This is a genomic window from Paenibacillus hamazuiensis (assembly GCF_023276405.1).
GTDB classification, from domain to species: Bacteria; Bacillota; Bacilli; order Paenibacillales; family NBRC-103111; genus Paenibacillus_AF; species Paenibacillus_AF hamazuiensis.
The window spans coordinates 3,979,517-3,996,662 of the sequence record NZ_JALRMO010000001.1 but is presented as its reverse complement, the minus strand read 5'-3'; the positions used below and the strand labels follow the sequence as shown (position 1 = coordinate 3,996,662).

Here is a 17,146-nt window from a genome sequence, read left to right as displayed (position 1 = left end):
AGGGATTATTTACGGCGGATTCCCGGGGCCAAGGGAGGATTTCCCGTCGGCCGGGAAATTGGGCGGGAGACGTCGGGAAATGAGTCAGGTTCGATTTACGGAAACGTCACACTGGCTATATAATGCAATCAGATCATAAAGAGCCGTCTTCAAGGGAGCATTCTGAATAATATGATACAAAACGTATATATTACTTGTCAGTCCGTCTGATTAATGATACAATTTGTTACGTTTTGTTGATCCAGCTTTTTTGACTGGCTGCTAAAGGTGGTGATGTTGGAGAGATCAATTTCGATATATGCCGAAACGTAACATTTGGAAATTCGATATTATGGCAGGAGGTACATGCATGAATTTTCATCGACGGTTAATGAGTTCAAAATTAAGATCGGCTTTTTTATTGTTAATGAGTTTACTGATTTCGCTTCCGGGTTTCGCTTTTGCCGACAAAGAAACTCCGGAGGCCAAGCCGACGCCGTTCGCCCCGAAGGATAATAATGCCTTCAGCGCCCTCGCTCTTCCGAACGGGGAAATCGGCAACGAGCATATTCAAGCCAATATCGGCACGAACGGCAGATTCAACATGGGAATCAAAAAGCAGCAGTCGGGCGACGAATGGTACAACATCATTTATAGTTGGCCCAGCTATCCGAACACATCCTTTACCACGGTGAAGGTTGACGGTACGGATCGGGTATACGGGCTTGACGCCGCCGGATATACGTCTTTTGTTACGGCACCGCACAATGTGGACGATACGACGAACGAGGCTTTATGGAAAATGGGAGACGTGTCCGTCAAGCAGGTGCTGCAAACGGCATTGAATCCGGCCACCGGAATCCCCGACGCCTTCAAGATTCGTTATACGATTACCAATGCGGGTACGCAAAACCATAGCGTCGGCCTTCGCATGATGGTCGACACGATGGTGGAAGGCAACGACCATGCACCTTTCCGGGTACCGACAGCCGGCGGCATCGAATCCGTCGATTACGAAAAAGATTATTTCGGCCAGCAAGTGCCCGGATTTTGGCAAGCCTTTAAAACATTCGAAAACCCGGATATCAGCGCTCAATACACGATGAAAGGCAGCGATGCGACCGCGCCGGACCGGTTTACGATCGCCAGCTGGTCCTCCATCAACAATACGCTCTGGGATTATAATATCACTGCGAACCGGAAAACCGGAGACAGCGCCGTCGGCATGTGGTGGAATCCGACAACGCTTGCGCCGGGGGAAACCAGAACAATCGTAACTTACTACGGCAGACCGGGCGTAGGCGGCGACCAAACTCTCGTGCTGAGCGGCAGACAGCGTCTGTCGTATCCGGAATGGTCGACGTCTCCATCCAATTTGATCGCCTATTTAAACAACAATTTGGGCATGAATTTGTCCAATGTCACCTTGCAGCTTGTGCCGGGAGACAATGGGTTAAGCCTTGTTGACGGCGATGCCGTTCATGATTTGGGCAATATTCCGGCAGGAACGATCAGCCAAACGACCTGGAGAGTAAAACCTACCGCGGAGGGCGTCCATCCGCTGACCGTGAAAGCATTCCGGGAAGGCGCTGCCGATCCGTTTGCTACCGCGACTTACGAAATTGAAGCACTGGCTCCAGTGGTGCCGCCTAACGTTTCGATCGGAGGAGGCCGTGGAAGCCAAAACGACGGTACGCCGGTAGCCGGCAGAACGACGCCGCTGACGGTCAACGCATCCTTTAATAACCCGTCTGCGTCCGCGGTTAAGTTCGTGGCGACCGATGCAACAGGCGACAAGTATGAAGCTCAAATGAGCACGCAAAACGGCATCGACTGGACGATTAGTTTCATTCCGAGCCAAGCAGGTTTGTGGGAAACGCCTTTGGAAATCGAAATCGTTCCCACATATCCGGGCAACCAAACGGGCCCGCCCCTCGAATTTGAGGTGGTATTGATCGATCCGAGTGGCATTGTGTACAATGCGGCCAAAGGAAACCAGAACGATTGGCCGCTGCCCAGAGCCACGGTCGTATTGCAATACAACGATCCGGCGCTCGGCGCTTGGGTCAATATGAGTGAGGAAGCCTATCCGGGCAGAATGAATCCGATCACGAACCCTCAAGCGACAGGCGAAGACGGCCGGTTTGCTTGGGATACGGCGGCAGGTCAATATCGCGTCATCGTCAGCCGTCCCGGCTTCGAGACCGCCACGAGCCGCACGGTTACCGTTCCGCCTGCGGTAACGGATTTGCACGTAGGATTGACGCCGACGGACCACGTGGCCCCGAGCCTTACGGTAAGCGGAGTGACCTACGGCGAGACCTATACGGAGCCCGTGAACGTTCAGTTCCATGCGTCCGACGATGTATCGGGAGTACGCTTCGTCTCTTACAAGCTCGATAACGGACAGCCGCAAAAGGTTAACGGCAGCAGCGGAACCATTCCGGTATCTGCGGTAGGCGCGCATACGATCGATTTCACGGTGGCCGACCACGCGGGGAACGAATTTGCCAAGAAAGTAGCGTTTACGATAAAGTCTTCGGACTCCGTGGCTCCCGTAACGACCTTGACGGCAAACCCTGCCACCCCGAACGGGGCAAACGGCTGGTATACGTCGAACGTTACGGTAAGCTTGAGCGCAGTTGACAACCCTTCCGGGTCGGGTGTGGATAAAATCCGGTACCGTTTGAACGGCGGGGCCTGGAACGAGTATACTGCGCCGTTCGCGCTGAGCACGGACGGCATCTATGCCATCGATTATTTCAGCACGGACAAAGCGGGGAACAGCGAAGCCGCCAAAACCGGAACGGTCAAGCTCGATAAGACGCTGCCTGTAACGAAATACAACCTGGATCCGGTCCAATCGACGAGTTCGTCGGGCAGAACCTACATTTCCGGCTTCAAGGTGACCCTGACCCCGACCGACAACCAATCCACCGTGACCGGAACCGTGTACCGTATTAACGGCTCATCGTGGCAGCCGTATTCGGCACCTTTTGAAATTCAGGCGGCCACGGCCAAAACCGTCGAGTACTACAGCACGGATGGCGCGGGCAATAAAGAATCGATCAACCTGATGGACTTTATCCGCGGCATTTTTACGGGGAATAAATAAGAAGGGAGATTGAAGCGCATGGAAATGACGGAAAAAAAGCAGTATGCGGCACCTAAAGTCATTCAGCATGAGCTCATCGTGTTCGAGACGGCTTTAAGCAGCGGAATGTGCCCGAACGGCTATCATTGGGAATTCCAGATGTCCCCTTCAGGATTTTGGCAGCGGGTGTGCGTGAAGGACTGACGTATGGCTCACCGGCACGATAAGTTAGGATAAATGGACCGAAGACTAGTGCAAAAAGCGCATGGCCGCAACCCGGCTGTGCGCTTTTGTGCGCTTGGCAGCGCATCGTACTAACGGGTGAAAGTCCCGAGCGCACCGCGGGGTGGCGGAAGCGCATAGCCGACTGGTAGTGCTCTGGCCGTAAGGGAGGGTGCGGAGGATCAGAAGGCAAAACCCGGAACAGGCGGCATGAACCATGTTGGCTGGCGAAGCCGGATAACCCTGCAAGAGAAGGGGACGTCCTATACCACCATAGGCTTCGAAAGTTAGGAGGACTGGATTCGGGGGAAAGACGATGACGTGACCCAAGGAGGGCTTATCGTCTTCCGCATAGCGGTAAACTCTTTTCAAGGCTTATAGGGCTAAGACAGAATGATGGATGGTGAGCAGTCATACGAAGGGATAGTAGTGAGAAAGCTTGCCGGAAAAGCCGCAATGGCAAGTGAACCGACACCAACGTTGTCGGTGCAAGCTTAGACCCAAAAGGCAAAGACTTGGTGCGAAGCCCGGAACCGTGGAAGAAAAGCATAACCACCTAGGAAGCCGTCATGTGCCAGACAGAAGCCGGGGAGCCAAGAAGAGCGAAGAGCCGGGGCTGAACAAAAGGGTAGGCCGTCTGGGGCGGAGTACCGAAGGGGAACCGGAAAGGCTGAAAGATTAGCTATACGTCCGGAAACTGAAAGGGAAGGAACACGAGACATGAAGGAAGGAAAAGGAGAGGTAGGCTTTCGTGAGGGAGTAGAAGTCCCGAGAAAACGCAGATGGCACAGCCTCATCGACAAGATATGGGCGATGCCGAACCTTGAGGAGGCATTCCGGGAGGTCAAGCGCAACCGGGGAGCAGCGGGAGTAGACGGAGTGACCATAAAGGTATTCGAGAGTGAACTGGAGCGTAACTTAAGAACGCTTCAGCAGGAGCTGCGGGCGAAGGCATACAAGCCGATGCCGGTCAGGCGCATGTACATTTCCAAGGAAAATGGGGGTCAAAGGCCGCTCGGGATACCCGCAATTCGCGATCGCGTAGTACAGGCGGCGACCCGCCGAATCCTCGAACCGATTTACGAGGCGACATTTATGGAGTGTAGTTTTGGGTTTCGCCCGGGACGCAGTGCACACATGGCGCTGGAGAACATTCGGAAAGATCTCATGGATGGATACGTTTATGTGATCGACGCCGACCTGAAATCGTATTTCGATCTCATTCCACATGACAAGTTGCTTAAGGCCGTCAAGGAAGAAGTGGTGGATGGTAGTGTCCTAAAGCTCATAGAAAGCTTCTTAAAGTCCGGAGTCATGGAGAACGGAAGTTTTCACCTGAACGAGCAAGGAAGTCCACAGGGTGGGGTTATTAGTCCGCTTTTGGCGAATATCTACCTAAACCCGCTGGATAAGCTCATGACTGAACGGAAGCACCGTATAACACGGTACGCCGATGATTTTGTGATCTGCTGCAAATCCCAAAAGGGGGCAGAGAGGGTACTCCAAGGTGTTATTCGTCTACTGGAACAAGAGCTTGGGCTCAAAGTACACCCGGAGAAAACCAAGATCGTGAACAACTTGGAACAGTCCTTTATGTTCCTAGGTCATGAGTTTAAACCGGGATTTTGGGTTACTCCATCCTCGAAAGCCAAACAGAAATTTAAAGAACGCGTGAAAGCAATTACGCGGCGGAACCAAACGGTGAATGTGGAACAGCTGATCCGAAAGAAGTTGAATCCATATTTACGTGGATGGGGTAGCTATTTTGGCTGGGGCAACGTAGGAAGTCTGATGAGAGAGTACGATGCATGGATAAGGAGAAGGCTCCGGATGGTACAGTTGCGGAGCTGGAAAAAGCCGAAGAACTTCTACAGGGCACTAAGAAAGAATAAGTGGAGGGGAGAGCTTCCCAAGATGCGTATGTTCGCATGGAGAAGCTCGCTATCCAAGCCAGCCAGTGTTGCAATGCCAAACGATTGGTTCAGAGAAAGAGGTCTCGTTTTTCTCGTAGACATCTATAATGAACATCATCCCCAGCGGGGATAAGCGCGGAGGAGCCGGATGCGATGACCCGCACGTCCGGTTCTGTGAGAGGCCCATGAATTCATTCATGGGCCTACTCGATTTTCCTTTTCGCGAACGACCCGGAAATGGGCGGGCAGGACTTTGGGAGGAAAGAAAATCAAAAGGCCGTCAATTTTTGTCGAGAAACGGTCGGAAATTATATGTTATACTTTGGAGAGCTTAAGCCATTGTTCGTATCCGTATAGGAAAGTAGGGAGATGACGAATATGTTGATATTATTTCTGACGACGGCCCACAACAGTATGAGTCAACGGATGTATGCGGAATTGACCGGGCGCGGACACCGGATTGCCATCCAAATAGTGAATTCCGAACAGGACATGATAGATGCCGCCGAGCGGCACGAACCCGAACTCATTCTAGCGCCGTTTCTCAAAATAATGATACCGAAATCCGTTTGGAGCCGGCACACTACTTTAGTCGTGCATCCCGGGATTAAAGGCGACCGGGGGCCGTTTTCGCTGGACTGGGCGATCATGGACGGAAACGAAGAGTGGGGCGTGACGCTGCTTCAGGCCGATGAGGAAATGGACGCCGGCGACATATGGGCGACCGCTCATTTTCGGATGAAAAATGTGAGCAAAAGCCGGCTATACCGTCACGAAGTGACCCAGGCGGCGGTAAAATGCGTGTTGGAAGCGATTGAATCCATCGGCAAGAACGACTTTCGTCCGGAGCCGCTGGATTATTCCAAGGATGATGTAAAAGGGAAGCTGCACCCGAAAATCACGCAGGCGGACCGCAGAATCGATTGGGCTCAGACCACCGAAGCGATAGCCAAAAAAATCCGTGCAGCCGACAGTCATCCCGGCGTATTGGACGAAATGTTCGGACAACCGGTGTACCTTTTCGGCGCGCATGAGGAAGATTTGCTGAAAGGGGTGCCCGGAGAAATATTGGGTTACCGGGACGGAGCCGTCTGCCGTGCGACCGGAGACGGAGCGATATGGATTACGCACGTGAAACCGAAAGGCTGCTTCAAGCTGCCGGCCGCTCTGGCATTCAAGGACCGGTTGGACCTGATCCCGCATTTGCCCTTGTCCCCTTTTGCCAAGTACGAAGGCCGTACATATAGAGAAATCTTTTATGAGGAAAAGAACCGGGTAGGCTATTTGCATTTTGACTTTTACAACGGGGCGATGTCGACGGAGCAGTGCATCCGGTTAAAAGAGGCGTATCTGGAAGCGTCGAAGCGGGATATCAAAGTCATCGTGCTGATGGGAGGCATCGATTTTTGGTCGAACGGCATCCATCTGAACGTCATCGAGCATGCGGAAAGTCCTGCCGACGAATCGTGGGCCAACATCAACGCCATGAACGATTTGGTGCGGGAGATCGTTTTGACCGGCTCCAGGATCACGATATCGGCGATGCAGGGAAATGCCGGTGCCGGCGGCGTGATTTTAGCGCTCGCCGCCGATCGCGTATATGCCAGAGAGGGGATAGTTCTGAACCCGCATTACAAAAAAATGGGGGGATTATACGGTTCGGAGTACTGGACCTATCTCCTGCCGGGTCGGGTCGGCCCGAACAAAGCCTTGGAGCTGACGGAACAATGCCTGCCGATCGGCACGGCGTCCGCCGAATCGATAGGTCTAGTTGACGGCGTATTTGGCGAAGATCAAGAGGCCTTTTGCAGCCGAGTCGAACAAATTGCGCAGGAATTGGCCGAATCGCCGAATTATGCCCAATTTCTGCAAGCCAAAAGGGAAAAGCGTTTCAAGGACGAGCAAAGCAAACCGCTGGAACATTACCGCAGCGAGGAGCTTCGGAAAATGCGGATTAATTTTTACGGTGAAAATCCCGCTTACCATGAGGCGAGACGCCAATTTGTCTATAAGCTTTCCTGTTCCGTCGAAGCGGCGGGGGATGTCAGGAGCGAAACTGCGGTTACCTAGAGAAGCTGCTGCAATCATGGGTGTTTTATAACGGATAGTATATAAGTTAAACAAAAGATTTATATGGCGCAGCGGACGGTTTTGACTCATACGGCTTACACGGATGGTGTAACGGTTGCAGATGAGCTTAAAGGGGCTAAGATCGGTGATTTCCGAACGGTAACGGTTGCCAGAGCGGTTATTTGTGAACTTTCATCGTTTTGAGGGATACGAAATGAAAAATAAGCTCTGCCACAACCGTTACGATTTAAAAATGATGTTTTTTAGCCAAATAAGCTCCACAGCAACCGTTAAGCTGCCCGTGAACGGGACCTTGGCGCACATGCAATCCCGTTACCATCGCAGCATGCATGATCGTTAGTTAAAAAAGCCGTCGGGGCGAAGTGCCTGACGGCTTTTTTCAGGTTTATGAGCGCTGCCGGCCCGTGTGTGATGAAAATTGCTGGATAAAATATTCACCGGCAATTATGATTAGAATGAGCTGTTTTGAATAAAGTGCAAGAAGGTAAAAGGGAAGAGTAGCGAACAGATTGCAAGCGCTTTAACACGTAACGACGAGGAGGATTGTTTATGCACGAACCGACCGAATCCATCGCATCCATCATGGGAAAAGACGACCCGCAGCTGTACGACGTCACGACTCACGCTCCGGGGGCGGAGGGCAAGCTTCCGCTGACCGACGAGCTGCTGCGCCATGCGCCGAGCGGCGACTTGTTCGGTATGTCGCAAAACGCCGGTATGGGCTGGAAGCCGGGCTTGCTCGGCGGCAAGCAGTTTCTCATCCTCAGCACGCAGGGGGGCATACGGCGGGATGACGGCACGCCGGTAGCGCTCGGCTATCATACCGGCCACTGGGAGGTCGGACTGCTGATGAAAGCGGCGGCTGAGGAAATCGCCGCGCACGGCGGCATTCCGTTCGCCGGCTACGTCAGCGATCCTTGCGACGGGCGGTCGCAGGGGACGACCGGCATGTTCGATTCGCTGCCGTACCGCAACGATGCCGCTGTCGTGTTTCGCCGGCTGATCCGTTCGCTGCCCACGCGCAAAGGGGTCATCGGCGTCGCCACGTGCGACAAAGGCTTGCCGGCGATGATGCTTGCGCTCGCCGGGATGCACGACCTCCCGGGGGTGATCGTGCCCGGCGGGGTAACGCTGCCGCCGAGCGTAGGGGAGGACGCCGGCAAAATTCAAACGATCGGCGCCCGCTATGCCAGCGGCGAGATCAGCCTGGACGAGGCGGCCGACCTCGGCTGCCGCGCCTGCGCGACGCCCGGGGGAGGCTGCCAGTTTCTCGGCACGGCGGCGACGTCGCAGGTTGTGGCCGAGGCGATGGGCCTCGCGGTGCCGCATTCGGCGCTCGCCCCTTCCGGCCAGCCGGTATGGGAGGAGATCGGCCGGCAGTCGGCGAGGGCGGTCATGGCGCTCGAAGCCCGAGGCTTGCGGATGCGCGACATCCTGACCGACGCGTCGATAAGCAACGCGATGGCCGTGCACGCCGCGTTCGGCGGATCGACGAACCTGCTGCTGCACATTCCCGCCATTGCCCATGCAGCCGGTCTCGCTGTGCCGGCGGTCAGCGACTGGATCCGCGTCAACCGCAGTGTGCCGCGGCTCGTCAGCGTGCTGCCGAACGGCCCGATATACCACCCGACCGTTCGCGTGTTTTTGGCCGGCGGGGTGCCGGAGGTGATGCTGCATTTGAGAAAACTCGGCGTGCTGGACGAAACGGCGCTTACCGTAACCGGACGCAAGCTCGGCGACGTGCTCGACTGGTGGGCGGACTCGCCGCGCCGGCACGAGCTGCGGAGGCAGCTGATCGAGAAGGACGGCGTCGACCCGGACACGGTTATTATGGGACCGGAGAAGGCGAAGCAGATGGGCATCACCTCGACGGTTACGTTTCCGACCGGAAATATCGCTCCGGAAGGTTCGGTCATCAAGTCGACGTCGATCGATCCGACGGTGCTGGACGAGGACGGCGTTTACCGCCATACCGGCAGAGCCAAGGTGTTCACCACCGAGCGGGCGGCGATCGCCGCGATCAAGAGCGGGAGCATTCATGCGGGCGACGTCATGGTGCTGCTCGGCCGCGGCCCGTCGGGAACCGGCATGGAGGAGACGTACCAGCTCACCTCGGCGCTGAAGCATCTGCCGTTCGGCAAACATGTGTCGCTCATTACGGACGCGCGGTTTTCCGGCGTCTCCACGGGGGCGTGCATCGGACACGTCGGTCCGGAGGCTTTGGCCGGCGGCCCGATCGGAAAGCTGCGCGACGGCGATCTGATCGAAATCGTCGTCGATCGGGGCAAGCTGGAAGGCAGCGTCAATTTCATCGGCGAAGACGACGCTTTGTATACGCCGGAGGAAGGCGCGCGTGTGCTGGCGCAGCGGCCCTTCCACCCGGAGATGAAGCCGGACGGCGCCCTGCCGGACGACACCCGGCTGTGGGCCGCTCTGCAGGCGGTCAGCGGCGGTACGTGGCGGGGCAACGTATACGACGTCGATCGCATCGTGGCCGCGCTGGAGGCCGGAAAAAAAGCGCTCGGCTGGACTTAGCGCAGCGGAAAATTTCAATTGACAGGACATTCGCCTTCATGCTAATCTTTAAATCATATAAATCCAATCGGAATTAAAGTGTATTCTACCGGACCACCGGAGACGTTCGCCCGCTTTGCAGCGGGGAGGGACGTCTCCTTTTTTTGTCCGGCATGGTAAACGCCGATTTTCCCTATTGGACCGCCAAAGGGCAGCGGATAATTCATTTTCACTTACCAATCAAGCGGGGGATGAGCATATGGCAAAAGTCCTTATCGGCAGCAAAAAGAAATTTTTCGGCATCGTTCTGGCTGTATGGATGGCAGCGCTGGCGGGCTGCGGCACCGCGCAAAACGCCGGCTCTTCGAACGCCGCAGCTTCCGGAGGAGCGCAGCCGGCATCCGGAGCGGCCAAGGAGAAGGTCGTCGTCAACATCGGCGTACAAGGCAAGACGGGCATTTTCCCGTATGCCCGGGAAAAGGGCTATTTCGAGAAGGCGTTCGCCAAAGCAGGCGCGGAAGTCAAATGGACCGAATTTGCCAGCGGACCTCCGCATTTTGAGGCGATCGCCGCGGGCCGGATCGATTTCGGCGCCGTCGGCGGAACGCCGGTCGTTTCCGCACAGACGGGCGGCGTCGATTTTAAAGCGATCGCGGTCACTTCGGACGGGAAAACCGGCAATTTTATCGTCATTCCGAAAAACAGCCCGATCAAGGAGCTGAAAGATTTAAAAGGCAAAAAAATCGCCGTCGCCAAAGGCAGCAGCGCCTACAACTTCTTATACATGGCGATCGACCGTGCCGGCCTGAAGGGCAGCGATGTGAAGGAAATCCAGCTGCAGCCGGACGAAGCGAGACCGGCACTGGATTCCGGAGCCGTCGACGCCTGGTCGATATGGGAGCCTTACGCCACGACGGCGGTGTTTCAAACCGGAGCGAAAATATTGGTATCGGGGCAAGATCTGAACATCAACGCGCCAAGCTTCCTGATCGCCAGAACGAAGTTTTTGCAGGATCATCCCGATCTTGCCGTCGTGTTCCTGAAAGCTTACGAGGAGGCGCGCAAATATTATACGGGACATTTCGACGAGGTGGCCGAGGAGCTGTCCAAGTCGCAGAAGCTGGACCGCGCGATCGTCGACCAGGTGCTGAAAAACTCCAGCCCGATCCTCTCGCCGGCAACGCCCGAGTATGCCAAAGCACATCAGGAACAGGCCGATTTCCTGTACTCCGTCGGAGCGATCAACAAAAAGCTCGATACGTCCAAGGTTATTGAAAACAAGTATGTCGAGCAGGCGCTGAAGGAGTTAGGTACGCAAAAATAAGGAGGGGATTCGGATGAGTAAGGAAGCGCAGCTCAAAATCGAACGTTTGAACAAGTCGTTCGCCGGCCCGCAAGGGGCGATCCGGGTGCTGGATCAGATTCAGCTTCATGTGAAGCAGGGGGAATTCATTACGATCATCGGGCCGAGCGGCTGCGGCAAAAGCACCTTGCTGAAAATCATCGCCGGGCTGGATACGAAACACGACGGGCTGGTCGAGCTCGGCGGCAGTCCGGTGAAGGCTCCCGGCATCGATAAAGGGTTTATTTTTCAGGAGCACCGGCTGTTCCCATGGCTGACGGTGGAGAAAAACATCGCCGCCGATTTGCCGCTGAGCGATCCCGGGGTACGCAGCCGCGTAAACGAGCTGATTGAGCTTGTCAAGCTGCAGGGCTTCGAAAAAGCGTACCCGCGCGAGCTGTCGGGAGGCATGGCGCAGCGCGTGGCGATCGCCAGGGCGCTGCTGCGCAGGCCCAAGGTGCTGCTGCTCGACGAGCCGTTCGGAGCATTGGATGCGTTCACCAGGGCCCACATGCAGGAAGCTCTGCTCGATATATGGCGGGAAAACGGAACGACGATGATTCTCGTCACGCACGATATCGACGAAGCGGTGTTTCTCGCGAACCGGGTTGTCGTCATGAAATCGCGACCGGGCTCAATCCGCACGATCATCCCGATCGACCTGCCGTATCCGCGTAAAAGAGCCAGCGTATCGTTTCAGGAATTCCGCCACAAGGTGCTCGGCGAGTTCGAGCGGGTGGAGGAGCTGGAGCTGGTGGACAGCTCCGGGATATAGGCGTCCGCGCGAAAGCACGACATATTCACATTTGAGTTCCAATCATAACGAATACCCGCATCTTTCGCCAAACGGAAGTGCGGGTATTTTTTGCGTATATGAATCGCGCTTGCGCAGATGTGTCCGGAGAGCGATTTCTTCCTGTAATATAGCAATTGGGAAAAATTTGCATTGAACTTCTATGAAAAATGTCGTAGTATTTTTTTCGTATCTGGTAAAAAAGACCTTGTTTTCAGAAAGTTAATATTTAACTTTGTTGAATATTGTTGTAAATTCGACGGCTTTGTCGTAATATAGTTTAAGAAAAAGAAACTGCATATTATCTATCTTGCGATAACGGCAAACTCCCCGAAAGGTGAGGACGCAAAGCCACGGGCCTAAGGAAATTTATTTCTACGGCAGCCGGGTTACCGAACAAGGGAATAGGGAAATCCATCCTTTGTCAGGGTGGATTTTTTTGTTCTTTTTTGAAAATAGTTTTCACTGATAGATAGTCATGCACACTTTGATAGGAGGATTAGAGAGATGAGAGAAAAACTGAAGTGGGGAACGATGTGGGGCTTGAAAAATTCCATTAAAGCCAAGCTGGTCGTCGGCTGTTTATTGCTGTCCCTTGTGCCTCTGCTGATCACCACGCTGATTTTGACGAAGCTTTCCAATTCGGCCACGACGCTGGAGGCCAACGACAAGGAGATCAAAGTGGCGCAGGATACATCCAGATACGTGGACTATTGGATTCAGAATAAAATCAACGTCGTTCAAAATATTATGAAGGCTCATCCGGAATTTAAAGCGGGGGACAAAAATCACATTTTATCCGTGCTCAAACAAATCGGCGAAGTGGACCAGGAGGTCGAGTATTACGCTTATGTCGATAAAGACGCCAACAGCACGAACTGGTCGGGGCAAACGTCGAATGTGGCGGAAAGAGAATATTACATCAAAGCCAAGTCTACAAAGAAGCCGGCCATCAGCGATATGCTCATCAATCAGAAGACGGGAAAATACATCATTGTCGTGTCCGTTCCATTGCTGGACGGCGATAATTTTCTGGGCACGATCAACTGCGTCTTGAATCCCACCATACTGGGCAACTTGACCAACCAGATCAAGATAGGCAATACCGGACTCGGGTATTTGTGGTCGGAATCCGGAACGTTCATCTCCCATCCCAAAGAAGACCATTACGGCAAAAAAATGGACGATTTCTTCAGTCCCGAGCAAGTTCAGCAGTTTAAAGATACGGTTTTTCAAAACGACGTCGGCACGGTCGATTTTGTAAACTCCGAAGGCAAGCACAAATTGGCGGCCTACAGCACCGTTCCTACTACCGGTTGGAAAGTGATGGTGACTCAGGACAGTCAGGAAGTGTATGCCGCCAGGGACCAATTTTTGAAAATTTGCGTTGTCATTTTGGTGGTCGCCTGCATTTTGGTCGTGCTCGTTTCTTTGATCGCGGGCCGGCAGGTTTCCAAGCCGCTGCTTGTTATTTCTGGCGCGCTCCGTCAAGCCGCCGAGGGTGACTTGACATCCCGGCTTGGCGTAAGAACGCGGGATGAGATCGGACAAATATCGGAAAGCGTGAACGTGATGTTCGATTCCATCAGCGCGATGATCAGGCAGGTCAACCAAACGTCGGAGCATCTCGCCGCTTCCTCCGAGGAGTTAACGGCGATTTCGGCGCAAAACGTCGAGTCTTCCAAGCAAATCGGCATCTCCCTCGATAATGTGGTCGGCGGCTCGGAGAAGCAAGCGCAGGCAGCTCAGCAAAATGTGGCCGCGATGGAGGAGATGTCTGTCGGGATTACGCGGATCGCCGGGTCTGCGGCAAGCGTGTCCGACGCTGCGTTAAGCTCGTCCGAAGAGGCCAAGCAGGGGAATGTAGTCGTGCAAAAGGCGGTTGCCCAAATGGATGCGATTCAGACGACCGTCAAACGGACTTCGTCGGAAATTTCGCAGCTCGGAGAGCTTTCTTCCAAAATCGGCGAAATCGTTCATGTCATCGGGGAAATTGCCAACCAAACCCAAATGCTCTCGCTCAACGCCTCGATCGAGGCTGCGCGCGCGGGTGAACATGGAAGAGGTTTTTCCGTCGTCGCCAATGAGGTGAAGAAGCTTGCCGACCAGACGAAGACGGCTTCCGCCAACATTGCGGAGCTGATTGAAGAGGTGCAGAAAACGACGGACAAAGCGATTCACGCTATGCAGGAAGGCGTCGACGTGGTCGACAGCGGCACGCAATTAATGACGCAGGTCGGCTCGGTATTCGAAACGATCTACAGCTCCATTCAGCACGTTACGGAGCAAATCCAGGAAATTTCCGCTTCCACGGAGCAAATATCCGCCGGAACCGAGCAGGTCACTTCCTCGATGAACGAGGTGGCCTCGATTTCGGATAAATCGTTCACGAACGCGCAGGCGATCGCGGCCTCGTCTCAAGAGCAGCTTGCCTCTATGGAAGAGATATCCGCATCCAGCGAAACGCTCAGCCAAATGGCTCAAGAGCTTCAGGAAACTTTATCCAAATTTATCGTCCGATAATCGACCATCTTAAGGAGGAGCTTCCGTGTCAAACAAAGATTCGAACAACCCGAAACATATGTCCAGACGCAACTTTCTGAAATCTTCCGGAATAGCGATCGGGGGAGCGGTACTTGGCGGCGCTGCCATGAGCGGTTTATGGCTCGGCAAAAAACCGGCCCAGCAGCAGCATCCGGCTGAGCAGAAGGCCGCCGATTACAATCAGGCGTTGATGTTTTTTAACCAGGAGCAGTTTTTTATTACGGAGGCGGCGGTCGAGCGTATTTTCCCGAAAGACGAACTCGGCCCGGGGGCGAAGGAGATCGGCGTCGCCATTTACATCGATCATCAGCTTGCCGGTCCATGGGGGATTAACGCGAAAGATTATATGATGGGGCCTTTTTTCAAGGGGGAGGCGACGCAGGGAAGCCAAACCCAACTAAGACGGGCCGATATATTCACCCTCGGGCTGAAGGGACTGAAAGATTACAGTCAAAAAAAGTACAGTAAAAGCTTCCAGGATCTCGCGGAAAACGAGCAGGACGACGTTTTGAAAGTGTTCGAAAAAGGGGAGGAGTTTTCTCTGCCCGGCATTTCGACGAAAACGTTTTTTAACCTGCTTTACTCCTTGACGCTGGAAGGACTTTACTCGGATCCGCTGTACGGAGGCAATAAGGATATGATGGGCTGGGAGCTTAAAAAGTACCCGGGCAACCAAATGAGTTATTTGGATCTGATTGAAAAAGACGGGTTTATCCATATGAAGCCGAAAAGTCTTCGCGATCATTTGAATCACTAACCGGAGAAAGGAAAGGGACCATGGCTAATCAATTACCTAAAGTACCCGTCGTTATCGTAGGGATGGGCTGGGCCGGAGGCATCATCGCCGCCGAGCTGACCAAAGCGGGAGTCAAGGTTGTCGGGCTGGAACGCGGCAAAGGCCGGGATACCGGCGATTACTATATGTCTCATGACGAGCTTCGCTATTCGTTCCGTCATGAAATGATGCAGGATCTTTCGAAAGAAACGGTGACGTTCCGCAATAACGAGAAGATGCGCGCCCTGCCGATGCGCTCGTACGGGTCTTTTATTATCGGGGACGGGCTCGGCGGCTCCGGTTCGCACTGGAACGGCCAGAACTACCGTTTTCTTCCGTACGATTTCCAAATCCGCTCCAAGACGATAGAGCGTTACGGCGCCAAAAAAATTCCCGAAGGCATGACGATTCAGGACTGGGGCATCACGTACGACGAGCTGGAGCCGTATTTTGACAAATACGAAAAGATGGCGGGCATCTCCGGTGATCCCGAACAAAATCCGATGGTCGGAAAACGCTCGAACCCGTTCCCGACGCCTCCTATGAAAAAAACGCCGGTCATGAAAATGTTCGAGGAAGCCGCGAGAAAGCTCGGCTACCATCCGTACACGATCCCTTCGGCGAATTTGTCGGAGCAGTACAAAAACCCGGACGGCATCGAACGGGCGGCCTGCCAATACTGCGCGTTCTGCGACCGTTACGGATGCGAATACGGCGCCAAAGCCGATCCGGTCGTCACCGTCATTCCGGTAGCCCAGCAAACGGGCAATCTGGAAATCCGCACGTTCTCGAACGTAACGAAAATATTGCATGACGGCGTCAAGGCAAGCGGTGTCGTTTACGTGAACACGCTCACCGGCGAGGAATTTGAGCAGCCGGCGGATGTCGTGATCCTGGCAAGCTACGTCTTTAACAACGTCAGGCTGCTGCTTCATTCCAAGCTTGGCAAGCCGTACGATCCTTCATCCGGAACCGGAGTCGTCGGCAGAAACTATGCTTATCAGGTGCAGTCCGCCAAGGCTGTCGGGTTTTTCGACGACAAGGAATTCAATCTTTATATGGGCGCCGGCGCCCTGGGTTCGATTTTCGACGATTTTAACGGCGATAATTTCGACCACTCCAATTTGAATTTCATTCACGGGGGAGGCATACGGATTACCCAAACCGGACAGCGCCCGATTGCGAGCAACACCGTACCGAAGGACACGCCGAAATGGGGCAAAGCGTTCAAGCAGGCGTCGATCAAATACGCGAACTCCACGCTCGTCGTAGGCACTCAAGGCTCGAACATGCCGTGGAAGCATCATTATCTCGATCTGGATCCGACTTACAAAGACGCGTACGGCGTGCCTTTGATCCGCTTGACTTACGATTTCGAGGACCAGGACAAGCAGATGGCCAAATTTCTCGGCGAGAAGGCGGGCGAAGTGCTGAAGGCGATGAATCCGACCAAGATGGAAGTGAACAATACGGTGAACGCGTACGATATCGTTCCGTACCAGTCGACGCATAATACCGGCGGTGTCGTCATGGGCGCCGATCCGGCGACGTCCGCGGTCAATACGTACTCCCAAATGTGGGATGCGGAAAACGTATTTGTCGTCGGCGCCTCTTCGTTCCCGCACAACAGCGGGTACAACCCTACGGGAACCGTCGGGGCGCTTGCCTACCGCGCTGCCGAAGGCATCCTGAAATATATCAAGCAAGGCGGTTCTTTGGTTTAAATGAACCCGAAAAGTGGCCTGAGCAAAGATTCGTTCTTTGCCCGGCCACTTTTCCACTTTTCAGATTGGGACTTCATGGGCATAATATATAGGTGGAAGCCGCCTGCTAATTTATGAAACATTTGTATTGACTAAGTATTTTAAATGGGGGATAA

General features: G+C 54.1%; 10 protein-coding genes and 1 riboswitch. All 10 genes read left to right on the top strand.

Features of this window, described 5'->3' with window-relative positions; all coding sequences use genetic code 11:
- The first annotated feature begins 349 nt into the window (after nucleotides 1-349).
- Nucleotides 350-3,094 (top strand): carboxypeptidase-like regulatory domain-containing protein, encoded by a 2,745-nt coding sequence (locus MYS68_RS17475; protein ID WP_248927065.1) that lies wholly within the window; start codon nucleotides 350-352, stop codon nucleotides 3,092-3,094.
- 18 nt (nucleotides 3,095-3,112) lie between these two features.
- On the top strand, nucleotides 3,113-3,277 hold the full coding sequence (locus tag MYS68_RS17470; protein ID WP_248927064.1) for a hypothetical protein: 165 nt from the start codon (nucleotides 3,113-3,115) through the stop codon (nucleotides 3,275-3,277).
- 738 nt (nucleotides 3,278-4,015) lie between these two features.
- Nucleotides 4,016-5,341 (top strand): group II intron reverse transcriptase/maturase, encoded by a 1,326-nt coding sequence (ltrA, locus tag MYS68_RS17465; RefSeq protein ID WP_248924450.1) that lies wholly within the window; start codon nucleotides 4,016-4,018, stop codon nucleotides 5,339-5,341.
- A gap of 245 nt (nucleotides 5,342-5,586) precedes the next feature.
- Entirely contained in the window at nucleotides 5,587-7,278 is a 1,692-nt protein-coding gene (locus tag MYS68_RS17460) for a hydrogenase maturation protein (protein WP_248927063.1), read from the top strand.
- Between the two features lie 570 nt (nucleotides 7,279-7,848).
- Entirely contained in the window at nucleotides 7,849-9,834 is a 1,986-nt protein-coding gene (locus MYS68_RS17455) for a YjhG/YagF family D-xylonate dehydratase (RefSeq protein ID WP_248927062.1), read from the top strand.
- Nucleotides 9,835-10,072: 238 nt separating this feature from the next.
- On the top strand, nucleotides 10,073-11,137 hold the full coding sequence (locus tag MYS68_RS17450) for an aliphatic sulfonate ABC transporter substrate-binding protein (protein ID WP_248927061.1): 1,065 nt from the start codon (nucleotides 10,073-10,075) through the stop codon (nucleotides 11,135-11,137).
- 13 nt (nucleotides 11,138-11,150) lie between these two features.
- The gene (locus tag MYS68_RS17445) at nucleotides 11,151-11,930 is read left to right on the top strand and encodes an ABC transporter ATP-binding protein (protein WP_248927060.1); all 780 of its coding nucleotides are present in this window, start codon (nucleotides 11,151-11,153) and stop codon (nucleotides 11,928-11,930) included.
- A gap of 328 nt (nucleotides 11,931-12,258) precedes the next feature.
- Nucleotides 12,259-12,345, top strand: a riboswitch (cyclic di-GMP riboswitch).
- Between the two features lie 110 nt (nucleotides 12,346-12,455).
- Nucleotides 12,456-14,471 carry a methyl-accepting chemotaxis protein gene (locus MYS68_RS17440; protein ID WP_248927059.1) on the top strand — a complete coding sequence of 672 codons (2,016 nt, stop codon included), beginning with the start codon at nucleotides 12,456-12,458 and terminating at the stop codon, nucleotides 14,469-14,471.
- 25 nt (nucleotides 14,472-14,496) lie between these two features.
- A complete protein-coding gene (locus MYS68_RS17435) occupies nucleotides 14,497-15,249 on the top strand; it encodes a gluconate 2-dehydrogenase subunit 3 family protein (protein ID WP_248927058.1) in 753 nt (250 codons plus the stop codon).
- A 20-nt stretch (nucleotides 15,250-15,269) separates the two neighbouring features.
- The gene (locus tag MYS68_RS17430; RefSeq protein ID WP_248927057.1) at nucleotides 15,270-16,991 is read left to right on the top strand and encodes a GMC family oxidoreductase; all 1,722 of its coding nucleotides are present in this window, start codon (nucleotides 15,270-15,272) and stop codon (nucleotides 16,989-16,991) included.
- Nucleotides 16,992-17,146 lie beyond the last annotated feature (155 nt).